The sequence below is a fragment of the Paenibacillus sp. HGH0039 genome, from assembly GCF_000411255.1.
Classification (GTDB): Bacteria; Bacillota; Bacilli; order Paenibacillales; family NBRC-103111; genus Paenibacillus_F.
On record NZ_KE150412.1, the window covers coordinates 1394079 to 1418618 of the forward strand.

19 protein-coding genes are annotated in these 24540 nt (G+C 55.2%); 2 read left to right on the forward strand and 17 right to left on the reverse strand.

Translation table 11 applies throughout. The features are described from left to right. Positions 1–48: 48 nt before the first annotated feature. From HMPREF1207_RS06035 to HMPREF1207_RS06070, 8 genes are all read right to left on the reverse strand, one after another. Complete coding sequence (locus HMPREF1207_RS06035; protein ID WP_009674291.1) at positions 49–1152, reverse strand: Ger(x)C family spore germination protein; 1104 nt, start codon at positions 1150–1152, stop codon at positions 49–51. After that, positions 1149–2237, reverse strand: coding sequence for a GerAB/ArcD/ProY family transporter (locus tag HMPREF1207_RS06040; RefSeq protein WP_016423505.1), 1089 nt, complete (start codon positions 2235–2237; stop codon positions 1149–1151). The genes HMPREF1207_RS06035 and HMPREF1207_RS06040 overlap by 4 nt, the downstream gene beginning before the upstream one ends. Further along, positions 2224–3585 carry a spore germination protein gene (locus HMPREF1207_RS06045; RefSeq protein ID WP_009674287.1) on the reverse strand — a complete coding sequence of 454 codons (1362 nt, stop codon included), beginning with the start codon at positions 3583–3585 and terminating at the stop codon, positions 2224–2226. Before HMPREF1207_RS06045 ends, HMPREF1207_RS06040 begins: the two co-directional genes overlap by 14 nt. 318 nt (positions 3586–3903) lie before the next feature. Beyond that, the gene (locus HMPREF1207_RS06050; protein WP_009674289.1) at positions 3904–5214 is read right to left on the reverse strand and encodes an S-layer homology domain-containing protein; all 1311 of its coding nucleotides are present in this window, start codon (positions 5212–5214) and stop codon (positions 3904–3906) included. 45 nt (positions 5215–5259) lie between these two features. Then, a complete protein-coding gene (locus HMPREF1207_RS06055; protein WP_009674276.1) occupies positions 5260–6015 on the reverse strand; it encodes a tRNA threonylcarbamoyladenosine dehydratase in 756 nt (251 codons plus the stop codon). A gap of 201 nt (positions 6016–6216) precedes the next feature. Beyond that, a complete protein-coding gene (aspS, locus tag HMPREF1207_RS06060) occupies positions 6217–8001 on the reverse strand; it encodes an aspartate--tRNA ligase (RefSeq protein WP_009674288.1) in 1785 nt (594 codons plus the stop codon). Further along, positions 7998–9287, reverse strand: coding sequence for a histidine--tRNA ligase (hisS, locus tag HMPREF1207_RS06065; protein WP_009674281.1), 1290 nt, complete (start codon positions 9285–9287; stop codon positions 7998–8000). Before hisS ends, aspS begins: the two co-directional genes overlap by 4 nt. 484 nt (positions 9288–9771) lie before the next feature. Then, a complete protein-coding gene (locus HMPREF1207_RS06070; protein ID WP_009674280.1) occupies positions 9772–10077 on the reverse strand; it encodes a winged helix-turn-helix transcriptional regulator in 306 nt (101 codons plus the stop codon). 237 nt (positions 10078–10314) lie between these two features. Here HMPREF1207_RS06070 and HMPREF1207_RS06075 point away from each other — a divergent pair, with 237 nt between their 5' ends. Next, positions 10315–11100 (forward strand): phosphodiester glycosidase family protein, encoded by a 786-nt coding sequence (locus HMPREF1207_RS06075; RefSeq protein WP_009674286.1) that lies wholly within the window; start codon positions 10315–10317, stop codon positions 11098–11100. A 171-nt stretch (positions 11101–11271) separates the two neighbouring features. On the opposite strand, the gene HMPREF1207_RS06080 is transcribed toward HMPREF1207_RS06075, so the two are convergent. From HMPREF1207_RS06080 to HMPREF1207_RS06090, 4 genes are all read right to left on the reverse strand, one after another. Then, positions 11272–13254, reverse strand: a complete 1983-nt coding sequence (locus tag HMPREF1207_RS06080; protein ID WP_009674283.1) for an FAD-dependent oxidoreductase — start codon at positions 13252–13254, stop codon at positions 11272–11274. 413 nt (positions 13255–13667) lie between these two features. Continuing rightward, positions 13668–13841: a hypothetical protein gene (locus HMPREF1207_RS29655; RefSeq protein ID WP_009674290.1), complete on the reverse strand. Its 174-nt coding sequence runs from the start codon at positions 13839–13841 to the stop codon at positions 13668–13670. Positions 13842–13976: 135 nt separating this feature from the next. Next, entirely contained in the window at positions 13977–14420 is a 444-nt protein-coding gene (gene dtd, locus HMPREF1207_RS06085) for a D-aminoacyl-tRNA deacylase (protein WP_009674275.1), read from the reverse strand. A gap of 27 nt (positions 14421–14447) precedes the next feature. Then, entirely contained in the window at positions 14448–16634 is a 2187-nt protein-coding gene (locus HMPREF1207_RS06090; RefSeq protein ID WP_009674274.1) for a RelA/SpoT family protein, read from the reverse strand. A 236-nt stretch (positions 16635–16870) separates the two neighbouring features. Between HMPREF1207_RS06090 and uraA the strand changes: the two genes are divergently transcribed. Beyond that, complete coding sequence (gene uraA / locus HMPREF1207_RS06095) at positions 16871–18127, forward strand: uracil permease (protein WP_009674279.1); 1257 nt, start codon at positions 16871–16873, stop codon at positions 18125–18127. 84 nt (positions 18128–18211) lie between these two features. Here the strand turns inward: uraA and HMPREF1207_RS06100 are convergent, their stop codons facing one another. The 5 genes from HMPREF1207_RS06100 to secD all read right to left on the reverse strand — a co-directional run bounded on the left by HMPREF1207_RS06100 (position 18212) and on the right by secD (position 24435). Beyond that, positions 18212–18727 carry an adenine phosphoribosyltransferase gene (locus tag HMPREF1207_RS06100; RefSeq protein WP_009671930.1) on the reverse strand — a complete coding sequence of 172 codons (516 nt, stop codon included), beginning with the start codon at positions 18725–18727 and terminating at the stop codon, positions 18212–18214. A gap of 14 nt (positions 18728–18741) precedes the next feature. After that, a complete protein-coding gene (gene recJ / locus HMPREF1207_RS06105) occupies positions 18742–21204 on the reverse strand; it encodes a single-stranded-DNA-specific exonuclease RecJ (RefSeq protein WP_009671931.1) in 2463 nt (820 codons plus the stop codon). A gap of 43 nt (positions 21205–21247) precedes the next feature. After that, the gene (locus HMPREF1207_RS06110; RefSeq protein ID WP_009671940.1) at positions 21248–22201 is read right to left on the reverse strand and encodes a cation diffusion facilitator family transporter; all 954 of its coding nucleotides are present in this window, start codon (positions 22199–22201) and stop codon (positions 21248–21250) included. Between the two features lie 91 nt (positions 22202–22292). Then, positions 22293–23213, reverse strand: a complete 921-nt coding sequence (gene secF / locus HMPREF1207_RS06115; RefSeq protein ID WP_009671926.1) for a protein translocase subunit SecF — start codon at positions 23211–23213, stop codon at positions 22293–22295. After that, the gene (gene secD, locus HMPREF1207_RS06120) at positions 23203–24435 is read right to left on the reverse strand and encodes a protein translocase subunit SecD (RefSeq protein ID WP_009671946.1); all 1233 of its coding nucleotides are present in this window, start codon (positions 24433–24435) and stop codon (positions 23203–23205) included. The genes secF and secD overlap by 11 nt, the downstream gene beginning before the upstream one ends. Between the last annotated feature and the right edge of the window lie 105 nt (positions 24436–24540).

Here is a 24540-nt window from a genome sequence, read left to right on the forward strand (position 1 = left end):
ATCTACCTATTATACTGTTGACGCCTCTTATTTGTCGAAGTACCCGGCCTAATGCGCCGTTCCCGCGGAGTGGATACGGACATGAGTGTCCACTTTGAATGTCAGCTTAGGGTATATTTTTTGCCAGTCTTCCCATTCCGATGCATTATCCCAACGGCGGGACATATAATGCAGGCCGAAGCCGATCGGGTCCGTCTCATGTTTTTGGAGCCTCTTCAGGAATCGTTCCACCTGTCCGTTTATTTCCTTTGCCGTTGCGTCTTCGATAGTATCCAGAACAGACCGGGTCATGTTCTCATGGCTCTCGTTTTCTTCCAAAGTCGCTTTGATGTGAATTTCGTACGCGAGTACCGGCTCTTCTCCCGGCCGTGCGTTTATTTTATAAGAAGCCCGCGAGCTTTCCAGATTCAGTTCGTACAAGTTTCCTTCCATTTTACCGCTCAGGTTCGTTTTTAAGTTTTTGGTTGTCAGCAGGTTATACAATTTCGTTTCATTGGGACTCAGCTCAATTCCGATCCGGTGTTTTTTCATGAGCGCCAGCTGATCGATTCTAAAATGATCTCCTTCGGCTTTGACGATCGGAAGAATGGGATCCATTCCTCTTTCCTCGAGCCGCCGCTGGTAATCGAATAAATACTCCGTTACGATGTAGGGCGATTCCGTTCCGCTTTTGGAAAGGCCGAGTATTAGGGCGTTGGAGGGAATACGCTCGGACTGGGGCTTGATTTTCTGGACGTCCAAGGCTGTTGGCTTGGCAATGGCCAGCAGCGTAATGAGCTGAATATCCCTGCGCCGCACCCCCCAGTTGATAATCTGATAAATATCATCGTGAGCCATATTTTCCCCGATCAGAAACACCTTCATATGACCGAAATCCAGCTCTTTGTCCACCTTGGACTTGGCTTTCCTTACCGCGTCCGCAACCGTCTTGGTTTCCTCGACTATAATGTCGAATTGCTCGGTCCCTTCTTTGGGATTCCCTTGGGGAATGGCCAGTTTCAGGCTGACCCGAAGGTTGTTTTTCTGATCATCCAACTTGTCTATCCCCATCGAGATCACAAAAATGCGTTTGTCGATGTCTTTGAAGTTGCAGCCGCCGAGGAGCAGCGGGAACAGCAGAGCCGGAATAAACAGCAGCAGCTTGTACCTCACTTCTTTTTCTCCTTCCGATACATATAGAAAATCAGCAGCACGAAAATAAATTCAGCCACGAGCCTGATTTCAAGAAAGATCTCTCCGGATCTTATCAGCCCTTCCTGATTGAATTTGAGCATCCACATACTGGCTGTAGCGAAAACGACAACGATTCCTAATGGAATATATTTAGACCCGCGCGCAGCGGCGGGAAACCGGATCAACCCCCTGGCCAGGTTCTGCGCCACATGCCAATGTACGATCGTGCTGATCAGAAAAAGGGAAATGTAAACCAGGTAAAAAACGAAAACGAGCCGTTCGACGAGGAACATATCGATCCGGATGGAATCCGCCAATGAAAACCACGGATACACGTACGTGGATACGCCCATGGAACCGTGCATTCCGATCGGCACGATCATCGTAAGCAGCAGAAGTAGCAGACCCGACAGCGAAATAAGCAGATAGCCTCTCATATGAAACTTTTCGAATACCCGGTTAAATACAACCAGATTGATATAACCGGTAAAAAGAAAAGTCGCCGCAGCCACCGCCTGAAACGAGGGCCACTGCAGACTGAATGTGAAAGTTTGCAGCACCGCGTCCCAGTCGAACATGGGGGACGTTATGGCCCGGATGATGAAGAACGCGACAATCGGACAATTCAGCACGAGCAAAATCTCGAGCCCGAACAAAATGGAAGCGGGATTGAGCGTACAGGCCCAGCACACCACAATCAAATAGCCGATCATAACCAAAAAGGCGGGAACGTCCGGACTTATGTAACGGAGGGTGATATCCACAAATGACAAAAGCGTAATGGCCCCGGCAAAAAACCAGAGCCCGATCATAAGCAGCTGGACGGACACGTTCACCCAATTTGGCAGATACTGCTTCATCATTTCCGGAAACCCCTGCCGGGTGAAAGAAGCCAGCATGGTCGTGAACCATCGGATCAGCAGGTAGCTGATGACGACCGAGAGGAGAATCGAGGTCCACGCGCCGTCGAACCGGTGCTGCAGCAAAATTCTCGGCACATAAATGATAATGCTGATTAAAGCATTGATGGCGATCAAGCAGTACACATATCTATTGGTGACCATCCGTACCTCCGCTGCGCTGCTCGCGTATATGAAACAGCCGCATATAAGGGCGCCCGAAGCTGCGAAGATTGCATAAGTATAAAATACTGCCGATGACCCCGACGACTACGCCGAGCAGTCCGAAAATAGCGGCCAGCAAGACGAACCAGTACTTCGCGAAACGGACCGAAAAGCTCATCATGTTGATCGGAATAACAAAGTTGGAGATGGCAACCGCGGCCACGAGAATAATCATGATGCTTCCGACCAGTCCCGCTTCCGTGGAAGCCGTCCCCAGAATCAGACCGCCAACCGTCGTCGCCGTAGGTCCGATGGCCTTCGGCAGCCGCAAGCTCGCTTCGATCAGAAATTCCATCATAACGAGCATAATCAGAACCTCGACAAAAGAAGGGTACGGCACGCTTGCCCGGCTTCCTGCGATAAGCAGCGTCAAGTTCATTTTCAAAATTTCGGGATTATAGGAAGTGAAGGCCACGTAAAGAGCAGGCAGGGTCAAGGTCATAAACAGGCCGACGTAACGGAGAATGAGCAGAAAAAAACCGACGAACGGGAGCTGCACTTTATCGTCCATAGCCGTAAAAAAGTCAAAAAAGGTGGACGGCAGAATAAGCGCAAAGGGACTCGTATCGATCAGAATGATAATTTTGCCCTCGCTCAAGTTATCGATGACCCGGTCGGGCCGTTCCGTCGTCATCATCGTAGGCACCAGCCGGAAGCCTTGCGGACTCAGCGCTTTCTCCAGCTCGCCGGAAGATTGAATCTTGTCTACCTTCAGCTGCGAAAATTTATCTTTAACGTCGGTAAGGATACCCTTGTCGACTTTTCGGTCGTCGTAAACGAGCGAGACCGCGGTTTGGGACAAATAGCCGACCGTTGAATTTTCGATTTTCAGATTGGAAGATTTATAACGACGGCGGACCAAGTTCAGGTTCGTAAAAATGGATTCCGTAAAGGCGTCCTGAGGGCCCTGCACGATCGCTTCCACCGTGGCGTCCCCCACACTGCTCTTGACGTCCTGCAAGGCTTCCAGCAGGTATATTTTACCGTCTACGAACAGAGCCACTGACCCCGATAGAATCAAATCGAGCGCTCTGACCACATTCGTAAACTCTATGCCGCTGGGCAGGGACGAAATATACTGCACATAGAGGTCCATCGAACGGATTTCAAAAAACGGGGCGATAAAAAATCTCCGTATCATTTTCGAATCGCACAAGCTTTTCATGTAAATCAGCCGCATCGTCCTGCCATCCGAAGTAAGCTCGCAATTTTCCAGATCGGCGGAAAGCGCCAGCTTCTCAGCCAACCATTGTTCGATCTGCTCCGTCGTCGCATTCGTGCCGGTCATCCGTTATTCCCCTCCCTTCCTCTCTTATCCGAACGGTTCTTTGGTTTACGTTGCCCAGCTTACTTCCATGTCATTCCAAGGCTTCGTATTTGCAACCTGCCGAACAAGCATAACCGAACACTCCGGGCAGACCGTATTTCCGGCCGTTTGTCTTTGTACGCGCACAAAAAAACCGAGTGTCCCCCTGCGTCCGCCTTGCGGCGGAACGCAAAAAAGCCCTCACCCCGCCGGGAAAGCGGAACGAAGGCTAATCGCTTCAAAACATTCGAACGTATTCAACAGGTTTATTTAGGAGAAGAGAAGCTGACGGAGAAGCCCTCAGTCTTCTTCCAGCGCCAGAATTCCCTTGGCCTTGCTGACGGATAACCGCAGCTTCTCCCCTTTGTCCGTCACGGTAAACAGGTAGCGGTCGCTCTCCTCCCGCTCGAACAGACCGGAGCCCGCTTTGTAATACCGGACCACAATTCCCTCCGCCTCTTCGCGGGTGAACGGCTCCGTAAGCTTCTCTTCCTCGCGGCCGCCGATGACCCAGTTCCCGTTTCGTTTGAGCAGCGTATACGTCAGAAAGGCCGAATCCGTGTAGGCCCCTTCCGGCCTCTTGCCCCGGACTTTGACCCTGTCGTCCGTCACACTGACGATTTTAAACGAAGGCACGGGCATCGATACAGCCGGAAAAATGGCCACGGCTTCGTAGATCCCGCCCAGATGACGCTCATAGAATGTTCTCCAGCTTCCCGGGTCCGCATAATAACGGCTCAGGGCCGGCTGGATCGCTTCAAATGGCGGCTTCGTACGGGAAGCCAGTTCATGGTCGAAGAGGCTCAGAAACAGCTCCGCCGTCTTCTGCTCGCTAAACCTGATCAGGCTTGCCGCCTTGTCCGCCGTCAGGGGCTGCGCCGCTTTAGCCGCGCGCTCCCCGGCCGTCGCCTCCAGGAGTGCCAGCGCCCGCGAAACAAGCGCAGCCGCATCGCCGCGGGTCATGACGCGCTTCGGTTCGTAGCTCGCGCCCGAATCGCTGCGCAGCCCCAGCGCCATGATGTTGTGCACGGACGCCTGTGCCCACGCATCGGCATCGCTCGCGCTCGGGCCGGGTGCAGCCGCCGGGGCTTCGACGCCCCGGGCCTCCAGCCAGCGCCACACCATCGCGGCGGCGGCCTGGCGGGTTACCGGCTGCGCGGGCATGAACTTGACGGCCGTTACGCCGTCAACGAGGCCTGCCGCATAGGCAGCCGAAATATACGGCGTCGACCACGCGGACACGAGGTCGACGAAGGGGGTCGGCCCTTCGGACGTTCGGAGTCCGAAGGCGGATGCGAGCAGCTTGGCAAACTGCTCGCGGGTCAGTGCCCCGTCCGGATCGAACCGGCCGGATGCCGTTCCTTCGATGAGGCCCCGCGCAGCCAGATCCGCAATCGCGTCCGCGTTGCGGTTATCCGGGGCCACATCGGCGAAGAGGCGGCCTGCGGCCGGGCCGACTTCCGCCCCCGCTGCCTGTCCCTCCCGCGGCGCTTCGGCCCGGCTCCCGCCGGCCCGTTCCGCCTCCCGGTGCTCCGCCGCGAAGGCCTGTCCGGCTATCGAAGTTAGCACGGCAGCCGCGGATAAAGTGAGGAGAACCTTTTTCCAAGCCATACCTTTCCTGCCTCTCTAGGTGCTATTGTGACTTCGCAAGGGTAGTTAAACGTCAATACCGGCGTTGTGCAGCAGGTCTTTGACGCATACGCTGACCATGATCAGGCCCGCAACGGGCGGCACAAAAGCGTTGCTCGCCGGAGGCTGCTGCGCTTTGCGGATTTCCGGCGCGTTCTCCGGAACAATGCGCTGAGTGACATCTTCGCGCGGTTTCTTCGGCTCTTCCGTCGAGAAAACCACTTTCACGCCTTTTTTGATGCCTTCCTTGCGGAGCTTCGTCCGGACGACCCGGGCAATGGGATCCATCGTCGTTTTGGAAATGTCCGCGACCTGGAACTTGGTCGGGTCCATTTTATTCGCCGCGCCCATGCTGGAGATCATCGGGATTTTACGGTCCAGGCACTGCTTGATGAGATGAATCTTATAGGAGATGGTATCCGAAGCGTCCAGAACATAGTCCGGCTTGTAGTCAAACAGCTGCTCGTACGTTTCCTCCGTATAGAACATCCGCAGAGCGATGGCGTCGCATTCGGGATTGATGAGCTTGATCCGCTCCTGCATAAGCTCGGCTTTAGGTTGTCCTACCGTCGTCGTAAGGGCATGGATCTGACGGTTCACATTCGTAATATCCACCACATCTTTATCGATCAGTATAATTCGTCCGACTCCGGTCCGGGCCAGGGCTTCGGCCGCTATGGAACCGACTCCGCCGATACCGAGAACGGCTACTGTGCTGCCTTTCATAACCTCAAGGCCTTCGGGTCCAATGGCAAGTTCCGTCCGGGAGAATTGATGAAGCATTCGGAATTTCCTCCTCTGTCAGCTAACAATATGATAGGTTTACGCTAAGTTTGACCTGATTCGGTGGCTAATGTCAAGTCGTGCGCTTGGTTTTACCTCTGCGACCCGAAAAAAGGGACCCGAAGGTCCCTCCCTGTTTCGTCTATTTTACCCTGCGGCCTGTAAAATTTACACGGCCGGGGAGCGTGGCGGCTGCCGAACTTAAGCTTTGGCTGCCGGTTGTTTCAACGCGATGCGGATGGAAAGCTGTTCAAGCTGCTTCTCGTCGACTTCGCTCGGCGCATCGGTAAGCGGATCGGACGCGCTTGCCGTTTTCGGGAAGGCGATCGTTTCACGCAGGTTCGTGCGTCCCGCAAGCAGCATCACCAGACGGTCGAAGCCGTATGCCATTCCGCCGTGCGGAGGCGTGCCGTATTCGAAAGCTTCGAGCAGGAAGCCGAATTTTTCTTTGGCTTTTTCAGGCGTGAATCCGAGCGCCGCGAACATTTTCTCCTGCACCTCGCGCTGGTAAATCCGCATGGAACCGCCGCCTACTTCGTAGCCGTTGAGCACGATATCGTAGGCCTGGGCGCGCATTTGGCCCGGGTCCGTTTCGAAGAGATGCAGATCTTCGTCCTTCGGACGGGTGAACGGGTGATGCATGGCGACATAACGCTTCTCGTCTTCGTCGTACTCGAACATCGGGAAGTCGACGACCCACAGGAATTTGTAGGCTTTGTCGTCGATCAGACCCAGATCGCGGCCGACTTTCAGGCGAAGGTTGCCCAATACGTCGTATACGACTTTCGGTTTGTCGGCGGAGAAGACGAGCAGGTCTCCCTCTTCCACGTTCAGACGCTCGGTCAGCGCGGCGATCTCTTCTTCCTTGAAGAATTTGACGATCGGCCCTTTCCACTCGCCTTCCTTCACGGTGATCCAGGCGAGACCTTTGCCGCCGTAGCGGGATGCGAACGGCTGAAGATCGTCAAGTTCTTTGCGGCTCCACGTCGCGCCGCAGCCCTTGGCGTTCAAGGCTTTAACGATGCCGCCGTTTTTGGCGACCATGTTAAATACTTTTACGTCGCTGTCCGCCACGATATCGGTCACCGTGGACAGCTCCAGACCGAAGCGCAGGTCCGGCTTGTCGGAACCGTATTTGTCCATCGCTTCCGCGTACGTCAGACGCTGGAACGGTGTCGGAATCTCCGCTCCGACCGTTTCGCGGAACAGACGCACGATCAACTGCTCCATCATGTCCAGAAGCTGATCTTGGGACAGGAAGGACGTCTCGATGTCCACCTGCGTGAACTCCGGCTGACGGTCGGCCCGCAGATCCTCGTCGCGGAAACAGCGCGCGATCTGGTAGTACCGCTCCAGTCCGCTCACCATGAGCAGCTGCTTGTACAGCTGCGGAGACTGCGGGAGCGCGAAGAACTCGCCCGGGTGCACACGGCTCGGCACGAGATAGTCGCGCGCGCCTTCCGGCGTGCTGCCCGTAAGAATCGGCGTCTCGATATCAAGGAACCCGTTCTCGTCGAGGAAGTTGCGGAAAATCCGGGCCGCTTTGGCACGCAGCATCAGAGTCTGCTGCATTTCCGGACGGCGAAGATCCAGGTAGCGGTGCTTCAGGCGCAGCGTCTCGTCGATTTCGATGCCGTCTTCGATGAAGAACGGGGGATTTTTAGCGGCGTTCATAATTTCGATTTCCGTGATCCGGACTTCGATTTCACCGGTCTGCAGGTTGGTGTTTACCGTTTCGGCGTCCCGTTCGACGACGGTCCCTTTTACGGCCAGTACGTATTCGTTACGGGCGCGGTCGCCGATCGCCAGCGCTTCTCCCGAGAAATCCGGGTTGAAGACGATCTGCACAAGACCGCTGCGGTCGCGCAGGTCGATGAACAAGACGCCTCCCAGGTCGCGACGGCGCTGTACCCAACCGTTCAGAATAACCGTTTCTCCGATGTTCGCTTTCGTTAATTGCCCGCAATGATGTGTTTTGAGCATCATAATGACTGAACCCCTCCATTTTCGTTTCTGGATCTTGTCCGTTTCAAAATCGCTTCCGCAAAATCCTCCAGCTTGATCGTTTCCTGCTCGCCGGTGGCCATCGTTTTGACCGTAATTTCACCGCGCTCCAGCTCGTCGTCCCCCAGAATGGCGACAAAACGCGCCGCAGAGCGGTCAGCCGATTTCATCTGCGTTTTCATTTTGCGGCCCTGGTAATCCTTCTCCGCCAGAATGCCGTGCGCACGCAGCTCGTAGAGCCGCTTCACGATCTCGTCCTCGGCCGCCTGACCGAGTCCGATCAGGTACACGTCCAGCCCGGGAGGCTGAGGAAGCTGCACGCCCTGGGATTCCAGGACGAGCAGAACGCGTTCGAGGCCGAGTCCGAATCCGACGCCGGGCTGATCTTGACCGCCGATCTCGGAGACGAGGCCGTTATACCGGCCCCCGCCGCCGATCGTATCGATGGAGCCGATGCCCGCCGCTTTATATTCGAAAGCGGTGTGCGTGTAATAATCGAGCCCGCGCACGAGGCGGGGATTGATCGTAAACGGAATCTCCATCGCGGTCAGATGGCGTTTCACCGCTTCGAAGTGCTTCCGGCACGCTTCGTCCAGATCGTCCAGCAGTTCGGGTGCCCCGTCGAAATACTTCTGGTCGACTTTGCAGTCCAGAATCCGCATCGGGTTGCGGTCGAACCGCGACTGGCAGTCCTTGCAGAGCTTATCCTTGAAAGGCTCCAGGAACGCCTGCAGTCTCTGTTTGTAATTTCCCCGGATCTCGGGTGTTCCGACCGAGTTAATCTCGACGGACACGCCCGTCATCCCCAGTTCGCGGTAAAATGTGTAACCGAACGCGATGACTTCGGCATCCAGCGAAGGATCCTCCGAGCCGAACGCTTCGATCCCGAACTGGTGAAACTGCCGGTAGCGTCCGGCCTGAGGCTGCTCATACCGGAACATGGGTCCGATGTAAAACAGCTTGCTGATATCCGGCTCGCCGTACAGTTTGTTTTCCACATACGCGCGTACGACGCCGGCCGTTCCTTCCGGACGGAGCGAAATGCTGCGGTTGCCTTTGTCCTGGAACGTGTACATTTCTTTCTCCACGATATCCGTCGTCTCCCCGACACCCCTGGAGAACAGTTCGGTGTGTTCGAAAATCGGTGTACGGATTTCCCGATAACGGAACCGGCTGCACAGGTCGCGGGCTTTGCTTTCCAGCGCCTGCCACTTTTCTACGGAACCCGGCATAATGTCCTGGGTGCCCTTCGGCTTTTGCATGCTCATGCGAGCTTCCTCCTTGCTTTCCTTGTCGACTTCCCCGTCGTCTTGACATCTACGGCTGGTTCTTTTTTGCCATTAAAAAAGTCCCCCATCCCTAAAACCGCAAAAACGGTCAAAGGGACGAGAGACGTCAGTAACTAACCATCACCCGTGGTGCCACCCACATTCCGAAAATCGGCGGCCTGCGGCGCGGAAAGTCCGGCCCGGCTGATTTTCGCTTCATACGGTTAACGCCCGTCTACGCAAATCGGCTAATGAGATACGGTCTGCACGGCATGTTGCAAGGAACAAACACCAGCAGCCCTCTGTTCACCGATTGTCCTCCGGGAGGTCTTACGCTCGGCCATCATAAGGAAGCTTGCAGCCAGGGCTTCCCTCTCTGAGTACGTGGAGTCGAACGACTTCATCCCTTCAGCGGATCAAAGTTTTTCAGGGTTGTATTAGAGATGATTGTAAACGGCTCTTCCGGCAAAGTCAAGCTTTTCCCTTACCAAGTTTCCGCCCATTTTTGCAGCTCGTCCATAACCGGTTCGAGGCCCTTGCCTTTCTCGGTCAGTTCGTATTCGATCCGTACAGGCGTCTCCGGGTAAACGTGCCGGATCAGAATGCCCGCCGCCTCCAGCTCTTTGAAGCGTTCGGACAGCATTCTGTCGCTCATGCTCGGAATCATATCGGATATATCTTTAAAACGCTTGGGACCGCTCAAAAGGACCCGAATGATCAAGCCTGTCCAACGTTTTCCAAGCAGTTCAAACGCATTCTCGAATTTGGGACACAAATGAAAATCTGCCATGCGACATCATCTCCTTAGTTACATCTTACCATAGTGACTTGTCAAAAGTAAGTCTATTCAGCTAATATCCCGCCGATGGCCCGGTTTCTGCCTTCACCTGCGCATCCGCCGCCGGGCTGTCATTTCTTTAAACCTTTTTCGGACATTTGAAAAATGCGGGTTCTACTCTAGCGCCTCCCTCATAGAATAGGATCATAGAGTTCAGAATCATAGAGCCGAACAGACAGGAGGTTGGCTATGCTTCCCCGGTTTTTCACCCGAATAGACAAGCTGCTTGCGATTTACGGCGCCGTTGCGGCCGCCAGTTTTGCCGTCACCCTGCTCTTCGCCCATCAGTCCGGAGAAAAAGGCCCGCCCCCTCCTGCTTACGCCTATGCGCAAATAACGGCGCCCAACGGGGTCGAGCTGCATGTGGCGAAAACCAAACCCGAACGGATCGCGCTCAAAGCCGTAAAAGGCAACATCATGGAGCTGTCGGAGTTCGGGATCAACGGCGGCTTTTTCTGGCAGGGCAATCTGCTCAGCATCGCCGTTATGAACGATCAGCCGGTCAAGGGGGCGCAAGGCGAATACGGATCGGGCTGGTTCAATACCGGCCATAAGCGGGGAACCCTCGTCTGGGACGGCGCGGCCCGGCAGTTTACGGTCCAGCAGGCGTCCGACGCGGCCGAGCTGAAGGTAGCGGACCGCAGCCGCTACTGGGCCCAGGGCGGGATCTCCATGAGCCTGCAAAACGAAGCCGACTGGCGCAAGCTCGCCAAGGAGGAGAATATGCCGGCCCTGAACGAAGCCCGCATGCGGACCGGCATCGTGTACGACAAAAGCAACGCCGTCTGGCTCGTCGTAACGCCGACGCCGTGCACCGGCGAGCAGTTTCGCGCCGCAATCGCGGGATCGCTGGGCAGAAGCGGACTCGTAGACGGCGTATTCCTGGACGGAAACGGCTCCTCCCAGCTCAAGGTGGCTCAGGCTTCCCTGCCGGGCGACAAGAGGCAAATCTATCAGATGATTGCCCTGCATTGACAACCCGTTTCTCTGGGAAATCCGGCCGTAAAAAGAAAATAGCCTGCAGCACAAAGCTGCAGACTGTCCATGGATATCTATATCGTAAAGGGGGTCGATATTTAGTATAGAGCGCGAACATTAATCCCAGATGAAAATCAAGTTACAATTTCGTTACAATCTCGGACAATCTTATTGCGACGCAGGTTTCGCGCCTTTGCTTTCGGCGTATTTATGCAAATCCAGGATCAGCATAAAGGTATCCCCGTTGGTCAAGCTCTGCTTGTCCTTGATCGTCGCGAGGGACGACTCCTGCACAATTCCGCGCTTGGAAAGCTCGGCTAGAGCGGCATCCTTCGAAACCGCGATGCCCAGTCCCTGCGTCATCGTATAGGCAGCCTGATCGAGTGTCAGCGCGGACTTCTTGCGAGCTTCCTCGTCGATTCCTTTCAGCGAACCGCTCGGGTCGCCGCCGTAAGCCGACGGGATGATTTTCTTCATCCGGGTGATATAGTTCACCATGCGCTGCGGGTTTGACACTTTGTCCAGCTCAAACTCGTTCTTGTAGCCGCCGCCTACGAGAGACATGGACACGGCTGCTTTGAGACCTTCATACTGCTTGTGGGTCATAAACGGCTGCGGCTTCATGCTGAAAGGCTTAAGATCCACACCCTGTTTGTTCAGCATGTCCTGGAGCTTCGCAATATTCTCCTTCGAAGCGGCAAGCTCGCGGAAGCTCAGCCCCGCATCTTTGGCGAGCTTGGCTGCGGCGCCTGCGGCTTGACCCTCGGCCATGCCGACCGGGATGACCCGGGCGCTGCCGTGCGGAAGCGTGTCATAGGAAGCCGCCCGCCCGATGACGAGCAGCCCGTCCACCTTCTTGGGCACGATGCTCCGGAAAGGAATCGCGTACTGCTCCGGCTGCGTGACGACCATTCCGGTGTCCGTCGGAGCCAGACGCTGAATATCGACCGGATACGAGCCGAACGCGATCCGGTCCCACTGGTCGCGGTTTTCGAGCAGGTCGATGATATTCAGGCGGTATTCCCCTTGAATATGGCGCGTCTCTCTGACGTACAGCTCCGGAGCTGTCCCTGCCAGTTCGACACCCGCGAATTCGGGGTAGTTCTTTTTCAGGAAACCGACCACGTTCGGAATTTCTTTCTTCGCGATTTCAAACGCCTCGGCGCGCGACTTCGCGTCCAGACCGTCGATATTGAAAATCTGCAAAGCGTTTATCAGCACCATGTCGCCGTCTTGGCGGCCGATATTCAGACCGCGCATCTTCACGCGTTCCGGGTTAAGCGCCGGGTAGTTGTATAGCTCTTTGTAGCCCCAGGCGCTGACTTCGTTGGCATCGGACATCGGATCGTCGTCCGTTTTCAAATGCTTGCTGATCTGGGACCAGACTTCAGGCGTCACATTTTTCAGCTTGAATACAAGCGTGACCGCCATTTTGGCGTTTTTGTTGCCCAGGTCTTCCAAGCCATACGTAAAAGGAACGCCGGCCGCGGCGGCGATATCGCCGTCCTGTGTCGCATCGATCACGGCATTCGCGCGGATTTCCTGCTTCGTTCCGTCTTCTTTTGTAAGGGTGATGCCTTCTACGCGGGTTTGCTGTCCCTGATTGGACAAGAGCGGCTCGATGGATTTAAGTTTAAGCATAAGATCGATATTCTTTTCGCCGCGCACCATGTCGTAGAATGCGTTCGCCGCCGTGTTGATGCTGAAGGAATCGCCTTCGATTTTACTGTACCATTCGGAAAAAAGGCCTTTGTTCAGCACGTCGTGCGGATTGAGCACGGACGGATTCGGCACATAGTTCATGTCGATGCTGTTCAGCCAGCCGAGTGTCATCAGGCCGCCGAGGATTTCCCGGTCGTGCCCGTCCACCAGCAGAGTCTTCTGCCCGTTGCGGGCGGCGGACACCGCTGCCGTTACCCCCTCGGGGTCCGTTCCGACGACGATCACATCGTACTGCTTCTCCAGATTCGCCGCCGATTTCACTTCGGACAGCGTATGCTGAGCGATCGGCTTCGGTTTGTTGTGGTGGCGGTACTGCCAGTAAAGTGCGGCTGCGGCTGCGATTACGGTCAGCACGATCAGCAGGCACATCCAGACGATCCAGGATTTTGATGCGGCATGCTTCGAATGGTTGCTCTTACTCTTTGTCATGGGGCACCTTCCTCATTGTATTCCAACTGCTTTCTTTACTGCTTGCGTCCCGGCATGCACCGAAGCGTACCGGATTGATCCGGCGCCTTACGGATTGCCGCACAAAGGCGATTACGGCCGGGACAGCGGAGAGTAGGGGAGTTGAACCCGTTATCCGCCTTGGAAGTTTTGTAGGGTCGTGAACTTATTGGAACGCCCGGAAAAGCGGGAAGCTCAAGCACCACTTCTTCTTATACGGGAATGAAGCCGATCGGTCTCCGTCAAACGGCAAATAGCTTCATTTCCTCCTAAAAATGACCATGACTAGTGTAACATATTTTGCAAGGGGGACAAAGGTTTAAAGCTGGCCCGCTCTTGCGCCTGCCTTCTCTGCGCAAAATGAAAACCGGCCTTCCGCTGGGAGGCCGGTCTCGTTAACGGGGCGGCATTCTGGCCGTCCGTTTGAATCTTCCTTGCACGGGGGCGATTTCCCCGCTCGCTTCCATCCCGGACTGCTCGGCTCCGGCTCGTATTCTTTCGGAGTAAGCGGAATGAGCGAGCTGGCTCTCGGGCTGGGTCATTTGCTTTTCTTTAAGGGATCGGCGCATGGTGTAGGAAAGCTCCTCTGTCTAATGGCGATCCGGAGGAAGTTCTTCTCCGAAGAGACGGCCCTCCGGCCGGCGGCTTCGACTTTTAGCGTGTCCAAAGAGCTGCCGCATTATGCCAGCCCTGCCCCCGCCCGATTAAGCTTTGCTTTCGAGAATAAGCGTGACCGGTCCCCAATTGGTGAAGGCGACATCCATCATTTGTCCGAACGCCCCCGTTTCCACATGAAGGCCCTGTGCGCGTAGAAGGCCGTTGAACTTATCGTACAAGGCCTCTGCCTGCTCGGGCCGGGCCGCCCCCATAAAATTCGGCCTTCTGCCTTTCCGGCAGTCCCCGTACAGGGTAAACTGCGAAACGGAAAGCACGCTGCCGCCGATATCCTTCACGGAAAAGTTCATCTTCTCCTGTTCATCCTCGAAAATGCGCAAGCCCGCTATCTTGTCCGCCAAATATTTGGCGTCCTCTTCCGTATCTTCATGGCCCACGCCTACCAGAAGCATCAAGCCCCTGTCGATGCGGCCGACGATTTCCCCGTCTACCGTAACCTGCGCTTCCTTGCTGCGCTGTACCACGACTTTCATTACTTCCACTCTCCTTGCCAGACGTGCTTACTGCATAATCCGCTGAACGGAATATACGTCCTCCACCCGCTTGATCTTCTCCACAACGGCATGTAGGTGCTCGATGTTGCGGATCAGGATGGTCATGTGAATCATGGCCATTTTGTTCTTGTCGGAACGACCGGAAACCGCGGAAATCATCGTTTTGCTTTCCGAAACGACCTGAAGCACTTCGTTCAGCAAACCGCGGCGGTCATGCCCCGTGATTTCGATTTCCACGTGGAAATTCGATTCCACGGAATCCGCCCACTCGACCTCGATGACGCGGTTGCCTTCCTCCGTGTTCTCTCCCGGAATATTCGTACAGTCCGTCCGGTGAACCGACACCCCGCGGCCGCGCGTGATGTAGCCGATAATGTCGTCGCCCGGCACCGGGTTGCAGCATCTCGCGAAGCGGATCAGGAGGTTGTCCACCCCTTTTACCCTTACGCCGCTGACCGGTCTGCTTTTCTTCTCGGGCGGAGCCGCCTTGACTTCCTTGACCTCGTTGGTCAATTCCAGCGCCTGGGCTTCTTCCGCTTCCTTCTCTTTGCGGAGCTTCTCCGTAAGCTTCGTGCAGATCTGAGCTGCTGTGATCCCCCCGAAACCGATAGCCGACATCATATCCTCGATATCGTTGAAAGCGAACTTCTTCGCCGCTTCCATCAGCTTCTCGTCCGTCATAAGCGCCTGCGGATCGAAAGACAGCCGCTTCAGCTCGCGTTCGATGCCTTCGCGCCCTTTAGCCACGTTCTCCTCGCGCTTCTCTTTCTTAAACCACTGTTTGATTTTACTGCGCGCGTGCGAGGACTGGGCGATTTTTACCCAATCCTGACTAGGTCCGTAAGAATGCTTCGACGTCAAAATTTCGACGATATCGCCCGTTTTGAGCTTGTGGTCCAGCGGCACGATCCGGCCGTTGATTTTGGCTCCGATGGTGCGGTTGCCGACTTCGGTATGAATGCGGTACGCAAAATCAAGCGGGACCGCGCCCGCCGGAAGCTCGATAACCTCCCCTTTGGGAGTGAACACAAAAACAAGATCGGTAAAGAAATCCATCTTCATGGATTCCATAAATTCCGACGCGTTGTCTGTTTCTTTCTGCAGCTCGAGAATTTCACGGAACCACTGCATTTTGTCGCTGAACGTTCCCTCGGGGGAGCCGTTGCCTTCTTTGTAGGCCCAGTGGGCCGCGATTCCGTATTCGGCGGTTTTGTGCATCTCCCAAGTCCGGATCTGGACTTCGAGGGGCTCGCCCTTCGGGCCGATTACCGTCGTATGGAGCGACTGGTACATGTTCGGCTTCGGCATGGCGATATAGTCTTTAAAACGCCCCGGCATCGGCTTCCACAGCGTGTGGATAATCCCGAGCGCGGCGTAGCAATCCTTAATATTGTCAACGATGACGCGCAGGGCCATCAGATCGTAGATCTCGTTAAACTGCTTGTTGCGCGAAGACATTTTTTTGTGAATGGAATAAATGTGCTTGGGCCTGCCGGAAATATCGCCTTCGATTCCCATTTCGCGGAGCTTGTCCTGGATATTCCGGATGACGTCCTCGATATACTTCTCCCGTTCCGTCCGCTTCTTCTGCATGAGATTGACGATCCGGTAATACTGCTGCGGGTTCAGATAACGGAGCGCGATATCTTCCATTTCCCATTTTATGGCGGAAATACCGAGCCGGTGGGCGATCGGACAGAAGATTTCGAGCGTCTCGTCGGCGATCCGCCGCTGGCTCTCTTCGGACTGGTACTTGAGGGTCCGCATATTATGCAGCCGGTCGGCCAGTTTGATAAGAATGACGCGGATATCCTGCGCCATCGCCACGAACATTTTGCGGTAGTTCTCGTTCTGCTGCTCTTCTTTGGTTTTAAACTTGATCCGCTCCAGCTTGGTCAAACCGTCTACCAGCATGGCGCAGGTTCTGCCGAATTTATCTTGGACGGCCTCGAGCGAAACCGTAGTGTCTTCCACGACATCATGAAGCAGAGCCGCAATTATGGACGTCACGTCCATTTGCATGTCGACCAGAATGTCGGCAACGGCCAGAGGATGTAAAATATAAGGCTCTCCGGATTTGCGCACCTGCCCGTGATGGGCTTGTTCCGCGAACTCGTACGCCTCTTTGATTCGGTTGAGTTCTGTCTCTTTAAAGTACTGTGCCGCCTTTTCCAGCAACTGCTCTATTCCCATGAATAAACCCTTTCTACGAAACATGGATATTTCTATTCATTATGCCTAAATTGTACGCCTTGCGTCAACTGTCAAGCCCGCTCAAAACAAGAAAATTCGGGAAATGACGACCTTTTTCCGCAAATTCTCCTTCCGGTCCGAAAAAAGCTATAGACGAATCCCGAAAATCTGCTAAACTTGTCGATGGAACTCTAGCTATCATCGCTTAAACGCGATAAAGGAGGAAATGTTCGGACATGAGTAACCGTACCATCGGGGTTGATGAGCGGCCATCCCTGGGCAAAACCATTCCGCTGAGCCTGCAGCATTTGTTCGCCATGTTTGGCTCCACTGTTCTCGTACCCGCGCTCTTTCAAGTAAATCCGGCCATCGTGCTGCTGATGAACGGGATCGGGACCCTGCTCTACATCTTTCTGTGTAAAGGAAAAATTCCGGCCTATCTGGGCTCCAGCTTCGCTTTCATTTCGCCGGTGCTCGGCGTGCTCGCCACCAAGAGCTACAATTCCGCGCTCGGCGGCTTCATTATTGTCGGAATCGTCTTCGTTCTTGTCGCCCTCCTGGTCAAGCTAGTCGGGACGAAATGGATCGACGTCGTCTTCCCGCCGGCCGCCATGGGCGCCATCGTCGCCGTTATCGGGCTTGAGCTGGCACCGACAGCCGCAGGAATGGCCGGGTTTCTGCCGAAGGACGGCGCTCCCCTCGACGGCAAAGCGCTGCTCGTCTCCATCGTTACCCTGCTGATCGCCTTGCTGGGCAACGTCCTGTTCCGCGGCTTTATGAAAATCATTCCGATTCTCGTCTCGATCGTAATCGGATATATCTTAGCCGCCAAAGTCGGAATCGTCGACTTCGCGAAAGTTTGGGAAGCGAGCTGGTTCGCTCTGCCCCAGGTGTACACGCCGCAGTTCGACCTGACTTCCATCGTGCTCATCCTGCCTGCGGCCCTTGTCGTGATCGCCGAGCATATCGGCCATCTCGTCGTAACCGGCAACATCGTCGGCAAGGACTTGTCCAAGGACCCCGGACTGGACCGGTCGCTGCTCGGCAACGGGATCTCTACTATCCTGTCCGGTTTCGTAGGTTCTACACCGAATACGACCTATGGCGAAAACATCGGCGTACTTGCCCTGACCCGTGTATATTCTACTTGGGTCATCGGCGGCGCGGCCTGCTTCGCCATCGTGCTCTCCTTCTCCGGGAAGCTTGCCGCACTGATCATGACCATCCCGACTCCGGTGATGGGCGGCGTTTCGCTCCTGCTCTTCGGAGTTATCGGCGCATCCGGTATCCGTATGCTGGTCGAAAGCAAAGTCGATTATTCCAAGGCGACTAATCTGATTTTGACTTCCATCGTGCTTATTATCGGCCTAAGCGGCGCGGCCCTCAAAATCGGTTCCTTCGAGCTGAAAGGCATGGCGCTGGCGACCGTATCGGCTATCGTGCTCAGCCTTTTCTTTAAGCTGGTCGAGGTGCTGAAGCTTTCGAATGATTAGTTCATCTTCGTTAAAAAAAATTGTCCTTAAAAAAAGCCTGCTCTCCGCAAGGAGAACAGGCTTTTTTTTGTTCGGAACTTAACCTTAATACTGGATCAAAGTGAAGACATCCTTGCCAGCAGGCAGCTGCTCGCGGCCGTTCAAGTAAGTCAGCTCAATCAGGAATGCCGAACCCGCGACTTCTCCGCCCAGTTGTTCGATCAGATTGACGCAGGTTTTGATGGTGCCGCCGGTTGCAAGCAGATCGTCGGCAATCAGCACGCGCTGGCCCGGTTTGATCGCATTGTCATGCACCGCCAGCTTGTCTTTGCCGTACTCCAGGGAGTAGTCCGCTTCAATGGTTTTGCCCGGCAGCTTGCCGCTCTTGCGGATCGGCACGAAACCTACTCCAAGCGCATAGGCAAGAGGAGCGCCCACGACGAACCCGCGTGCTTCCGGACCCGCGATCAGGTCGATTTCTTTGTCTTTAACGAAACGGGCGATCTCGTCGATCGCTTCTTTGTATACAGCCCCATTTTGCAGCAGGGTCGTAATGTCTTTAAAACGGATGCCCGGCTGCGGGAAATCTTCGATGACGCGGATGTACTCTTTGAAATTCATGGGGATTCCTCCATTTATGTGGGTTGCGCGGACGACAGCTGCTGCGATGAACGGCAGCCTGCAATCCAGTCGCTTAATTCTTTGGCGGACGTATACACGCAGACGCGGTCGACTTCCGCGCGCGACAGACGTTCCTGGTATTTTCTCGAGGTCGTCAGGTCACGCTTGGACGGAGCGGCTACCGGGCGGACGACGCCTCCGGCTTTCTCGATGAATCCCAGTTCCTCGAACACATCGAGGACGAAAGAGATCATCGCCGCCGATAAGCCTGACCGGCGGCTGAACGATTGCAGCAGGGCGGGATTGCGCAAGTCCCACATGCCCTGCTGCCTGACGGACGCGTAGACCGCTTTGAACTGGTCACGCGTAGGCATCGCGCCGCCGTCCTGCGGCACGGGATCGGCGAAGACGGCATAGCACCGGCGTATGCCGTCCGCCTGGGCGAGCGCCCGCTCCAGCTGCGCGAGCGAGCGGGGAGCCGTGCAGAGGACAATGTCGGTCATCTCCGGGAACTGAAGTTCCCGGGCCGCTTCATTGTCCGCTGCCAGGCTCCCGTCCGGCAGGCACCGCCACACGGGGCCTGCCGGACGCCCGCCGGCGCCGGGCGCCCGGTCCTCTTCGCCGAAGAGGACAAGGGCCGGCGGCCGGGCGGAGCCGCGCCCCGGAAGGGCGGCGAGCCGCTCGCCGAGCGCGGCCAGGTCTTCGCCGACGCGCGCGGCGGGTTTACCTCTCCAGTCGAAGACCTGGAGAGCCGGGATGCGCAAGTCCTGCAGCATGAGCTGCGGCTTGCGCACGCCGTTCCACTCATTGACGGAGAGCTCTCCGACAATGTCAACGGGCGCCTGCGGCGTCATCAGGCTGCCAAGCCAGCCCTTGCCGAAGCCCACGGCCTCGACTCCGGCCGCGATCTCGGCGGCGGCATCCGTGAGAACCAGCTTGAGATGCTGGCGCTCACGGCCCATCAGCTTGATTTCATCGAGACGGAGGCCGCTGAACAAAATCTTCGGCGCCGGATTGCCTACTCCGAACGGCGCCAGCTTCTCCAGCTCCTCGATGCATTCGAGAGGCACCTCGCTAAGGCTGCATTCCGCATCGACGGCAAGCAGCGGGATAAAATCTTCCGCGCTGAGCCATTCTCCGGCCAGAACATTCAGCCTCCGTTCAAACTCGGCGATGTTCTCCCTGCGCAGCGACATGCCGGCTGCAGCCTGGTGCCCGCCGTAATGATCCAGGAGATCGGCGCAGTGCGTCAGCGCCTGATACATATCGAAACCCGCGATGGAACGGGCGGAACCTTTGGCCATGCCCGTATCGGGATCTATGCTGAGCACGATGGTCGGCCGGTAATAAGTGTCGACCAGTCGTGAAGCAACGATACCGACGACGCCGACATTCCATTTTTCGCCGGATACGACGAGGAAGTTTTTGGGCGTTTCTCCCCGCTTCAAAGCCCCGTCCTGTTCTTCTTGCACGGCGGCCTTAGCCAGTCCCGTCAGCTCGTCTACAATGAACTGGCGTTCTTTGTTCAGCAGATCGAGCTCTTCCGCGATTGATACCGCTTCGGCTTCGTCTTCCGTCACCAGAAGCTTGAGAGCCGTCGAGGCATGCTCCAGCCTGCCGCTGGCATTGATCCGGGGCGCGAGACTGAATCCGATGTGCGTGGCATTCACTCCGCTCCGGTCGACACCCGAGACGTCCATCAAGGCACGCAGTCCGGGATAAGCCGACTTTCTCATTCTTTCCAGTCCGAGCTTAACGATAAGCCGGTTCTCGTCATGCAGCGGCATTAAGTCCGCTACGGTGCCGATTGCGGCAATCTCCAGCAGTTCTTCGGGCAGACGGCCCAGCAGTCCCTGGGCCAGTTTTAAAGCGACCCCAACACCTGCAAGCCCCTTAAACGGATAGGGGCAGGTTTCTTTCTTGGGATTGATCAGGGCAAGCGGCTGAGGCAGCGTACCGGGCGGTTCATGATGGTCCGTCACGATGACGTCCATGCCAAGCTCTTGAATATAAGCGACTTCCTCTACCGCACTTACACCGGTATCGACCGTGATAATCAGAGATACTCCTTGCTCTTTGGCGAGATCAACGGCCCCTTTATTCAAACCGTAGCCTTCTTTGACTCGATGCGGAATGTAGGTGTCGAAATTGGCGCCCAAACCTCGGAGCAGGTGAGCCATAAGCGCCGTCGAGCTGACCCCGTCCGCATCGTAGTCGCCGTAGACACGAATTTTTTCTCCGCTGCTGAGGGCGGATCGGATCCGGCTGACCGCCGTTTCCATGCCTTCCATCAGGAAAGGGTCGTGAAAATGACCGCTTCCTCCGCTGAGAAACTGTTCGGCTTCGGGAACGCTGCTAATTCCGCGCAGCACAAGCAGCCTGGCAAGCAGCGGATCGATCCCGAGAGCATCGCAAAGCTGCCCGGCAACGGCCTCGTCTCCAGCGCCCAACCGCCATCTTGCTTTGGATTCCAGCACGTTGTTCCTCCTAAACTTGCATAATCATTTCTTTGTTCATTCGTTAATGAAGCATCTGCTCGCTGTCATTTGCAGCGGCATCAATACCGTTTTTGTAAGGATAACCCGAATCATAAGGGAATACGTGAATCGTGACATCCGAAAGGTGTATAAACTTTTTCATGAGCTGGTACTTGACCGATCTTGCAATATCGTTGCCTTCCAGAACGGAAATGCGAGGATTCACGCTGATTCTGAGCTCCACAATGACATAATGCCCGTGTTCCCGGGCTCGGAGGTCTTCTACGGAAATAACGCCCTTTACGCCTTGTACGGCGTCGATCATATCCCGCGCATCTTCCTGATGCAGGGCACGGTCCATCGTTTTCTGCAGCGCGTCGGTAATAACCCCGTAGCTGTTTTTAACGATAAGAAGGGTAACGGCGACGGCCGCTGCCGGGTCGAGGTAATACATAAACCCCCAGCCCATTTTTTCACCGATCAGAGCGCCTCCTACCCCGGCCAGCGCCATAATCGAGGAATACACGCCGGAACGGTGTTCCCAGGTGCCGGTCACGAGATCGCGTGAGCCGAGCTTTTTCCCGACCCAGTAATTGTACCGGAACATGACTTCTTTGCAAACAAGGGAAGCGATAACGGCAATAAGCGCATAGCTCTCGGGCGCGTTATGTACGCCGGAAACCATATCCTTCACCGCGTTCATGCTGATTTCCACGGAAATGATCGTCATAATGACCGCAATTAGAATCGCGGCTATGGATTCCGCTTTGTCACGACCGTAGGAGCGGCCATGGTCGACGGGAGTTCCCGGCGCTTTCAGACTCCGCAGCGAAGCGAATGAACCCGCTGTATCCGAAGCGGAATGCACGGCGTCCGCCAAGAGACTCCGGCTTCCCGCCATCACACCGACCACACCTTTAAGAACCGTAAGACCGATGTTGCCACCTATTCCAATCCACGCGGCGACTTCGGCTTTCTGAAATCGTTCGTCTGACATGTCGACTCTCCTAATGAATAGTTTGCTGGGTGACGCTTCTATCTCATGTCAAGGAAAAGCCGCGGGAACAAGGATTCACGCGGCAGTGAGCTTATTCTTTTGCGGCTGCGGCAGGAGCGGCTTTGCGCTTGTTGCCGAGCGAGTTTCTTTTGAGCAGGTACCACAGCGGGCTCGCGATACAGATGGAAGAGTATGCGCCGCTTGTCAGACCGATGATTTTCGCCAAGGCGAATAATTTAATAGATTCGCTGCCGAAAATAAAGAGGCAGACAGCCGCGATCAATACGGTAAGGACCGTGTTGATGTTCCGGGCCATCGTTTGCCAGGTGCTGTCATGAACAAGCTTCTCCAGATCTTCCGGAGTTTTCAGCTTGGCGAAACGAAGGTTTTCGCGAATCCGGTCGAAGATAACGATCTTGTCGTTAATGGAGTAACCGACGGTAGTCAGTACGGCGGCTACGAACGGCAAGTCGACCTCGAAACGGAAGATGGCAAACATCGCGACGACGATAAACGCATCGTGAAGAATGGAAATAATGGCAGCTACCGCGAATCTCCATTCAAACCGGATACTCACATAGATGCTGATCGCCACACTCGCGATAAGAATACCGATGATCGCTTTAATGGCAAGTTCCTTGGCAATGTCGGGCGATACGGTGTTCACTTCCATGGACACCTTATCTTTATAAGGGGCTTCGAAAGCCGCCTTGATTTTATCGACCTGTTCTTTGCCCAAAATTTCATCGAAACGGGTGGAAACGCGGTCGCCGTTGGCTCCGCCGACCGTGACCGTTTGATCAAAGCCCGCGCCTTTGTAAATCTCCTGCGCTTTCTCTTTGGTAATCGCTTGTCCTACCGAAACGTCGATGGAAGTACCTGCTTTAAAGTCGACGCCGTAGTTCATTTGGAACAGCAGGAGCGTCACGATTCCGGCCAATACGAGTATACCGGAGATTGCGAAGAAAATATTCCGGTGTTTGACAAAGTTGAATTTGTTACTATAGTTCACGGATTTCCGCCTCCTTCACGCCAAAATAACCGGGCTTTTTAAACACATTGCCCTTAATGAGCAGGTGAATGAGGAATCTCGAGAAGAACACGTTCGTCAAGATACTCACGATAATACTGAGCATCGTGGTCAAAGCAAAGCCTTTGATAGCCCCGTTACCGATGTAATAGAGAACAAGGCTGGAAATGATGTTCGTAATGTTCGCATCCATAATCGTGCGGAACGAAGCTTTGGAGCCCGCTTTAAGCGAAGACGGAATGCTCTTGCCGCTGCGGATTTCTTCTTTGATCCGTTCGTACGTAATGATATTGGCGTCGACCGCCATCCCGATCCCGAGCACGAGTGCCGCAATTCCCGGAAGGGTCAGTGTCGCGTTGATCCAATCGAACAGCACAAGAAGCAGCCAAGTATACGTGATAAGCGTAAAGGCCGCAATAATACCCGGCAAACGGTAAAGGAGAATCATAAAGACCAGAATGATAACGGATGCGATAATCCCCGCGCGGATCGTTTGCTCCAGAGACATTTGTCCAAGGGAAGCGCCGACTACCTGTGTGTACTTCTCCGTCAATTTCAGAGGGAGGGCACCGAGGTTGATCGTGTCGGCCAGCTTTTGCGCTTCTTCGAACTTGAAACTGCCTGTAATCGTAGCTACGTCACTATCGATCGGGGTGTTAACCATGGGCGAGGACAGCTTTTCCTCATCGAGAAAAATCGACAGGGGCTTTCCTACCATTTTTGTAGTAACATCTTTAAATTTGCTGCGGTCTTTCAGCTTGATTTGTACCACCGGCTGGTTCGTAGAATCGTAACCGACCGAGGCTCCGCCTTCGACAAAATCGGTACCGATCAGCATGTTGTTGCCATCGGGATCGCGGAACGTAAGGGAAGACGGTTTGCCGATTTTCTGGCGCACTTCGTCTTCATTCTGTACGCCCGCCAGACGGACGCGGATACGGTTTTCGCCTTCGGCGAGAACTTCCGGCTCCGCTACGCCGAGCTTGTCCGCGCGCTGCGCGATGCTTTCCGCCGCTTTCTTCAAAGTCGCGGGGGTTACTTTCTGACCGGCCGTAAACGGCTCAGCCACGTAGAGGATCTCAAACCCTCCTTTTAAATCCAAACCGAGCTTGATCTTGCCAAGAAGCCCGGGACTCGTCGTTGCGATCACGGCCAGCGTGACAATGACGGTTATGAAAAACGCCGAGATCCGTTTTACATTCATGCCTTGATAATCTCCCTTCCCAACTCAATATTCCTATTATACCCACACGCGAAAAACGAGTCAATTTGACGTTTTTTACCACACCAAACAAAAAAAGGCCCGAAA

Excerpts from the sequence above, each read along its gene's own strand:
- HMPREF1207_RS06040 (WP_016423505.1), bottom strand. The coding sequence starts at position 2,237 with ATGGTCACCAATAGATATGTGTACTGCTTGATCGCCATCAATGCTTTA.
- HMPREF1207_RS06045 (WP_009674287.1), bottom strand. The coding sequence starts at position 3,585 with ATGACCGGCACGAATGCGACGACGGAGCAGATCGAACAATGGTTGGCT.
- HMPREF1207_RS06050 (WP_009674289.1), bottom strand. The coding sequence starts at position 5,214 with ATGGCTTGGAAAAAGGTTCTCCTCACTTTATCCGCGGCTGCCGTGCTA.
- HMPREF1207_RS06055 (WP_009674276.1), bottom strand. The coding sequence starts at position 6,015 with ATGCTTCATCAATTCTCCCGGACGGAACTTGCCATTGGACCCGAAGGC.
- aspS (WP_009674288.1), bottom strand. The coding sequence starts at position 8,001 with ATGATGCTCAAAACACATCATTGCGGGCAATTAACGAAAGCGAACATC.
- hisS (WP_009674281.1), bottom strand. The coding sequence starts at position 9,287 with ATGAGCATGCAAAAGCCGAAGGGCACCCAGGACATTATGCCGGGTTCC.
- HMPREF1207_RS06070 (WP_009674280.1), bottom strand. The coding sequence starts at position 10,077 with ATGGCAGATTTTCATTTGTGTCCCAAATTCGAGAATGCGTTTGAACTG.
- HMPREF1207_RS06075 (WP_009674286.1), top strand. The coding sequence starts at position 10,315 with ATGCTTCCCCGGTTTTTCACCCGAATAGACAAGCTGCTTGCGATTTAC.
- HMPREF1207_RS06080 (WP_009674283.1), bottom strand. The coding sequence starts at position 13,254 with ATGACAAAGAGTAAGAGCAACCATTCGAAGCATGCCGCATCAAAATCC.
- HMPREF1207_RS29655 (WP_009674290.1), bottom strand. The coding sequence starts at position 13,841 with ATGCGCCGATCCCTTAAAGAAAAGCAAATGACCCAGCCCGAGAGCCAG.
- dtd (WP_009674275.1), bottom strand. The coding sequence starts at position 14,420 with ATGAAAGTCGTGGTACAGCGCAGCAAGGAAGCGCAGGTTACGGTAGAC.
- HMPREF1207_RS06090 (WP_009674274.1), bottom strand. The coding sequence starts at position 16,634 with ATGGGAATAGAGCAGTTGCTGGAAAAGGCGGCACAGTACTTTAAAGAG.
- uraA (WP_009674279.1), top strand. The coding sequence starts at position 16,871 with ATGAGTAACCGTACCATCGGGGTTGATGAGCGGCCATCCCTGGGCAAA.
- HMPREF1207_RS06100 (WP_009671930.1), bottom strand. The coding sequence starts at position 18,727 with ATGAATTTCAAAGAGTACATCCGCGTCATCGAAGATTTCCCGCAGCCG.
- HMPREF1207_RS06110 (WP_009671940.1), bottom strand. The coding sequence starts at position 22,201 with ATGTCAGACGAACGATTTCAGAAAGCCGAAGTCGCCGCGTGGATTGGA.
- secD (WP_009671946.1), bottom strand. The coding sequence starts at position 24,435 with ATGAATGTAAAACGGATCTCGGCGTTTTTCATAACCGTCATTGTCACG.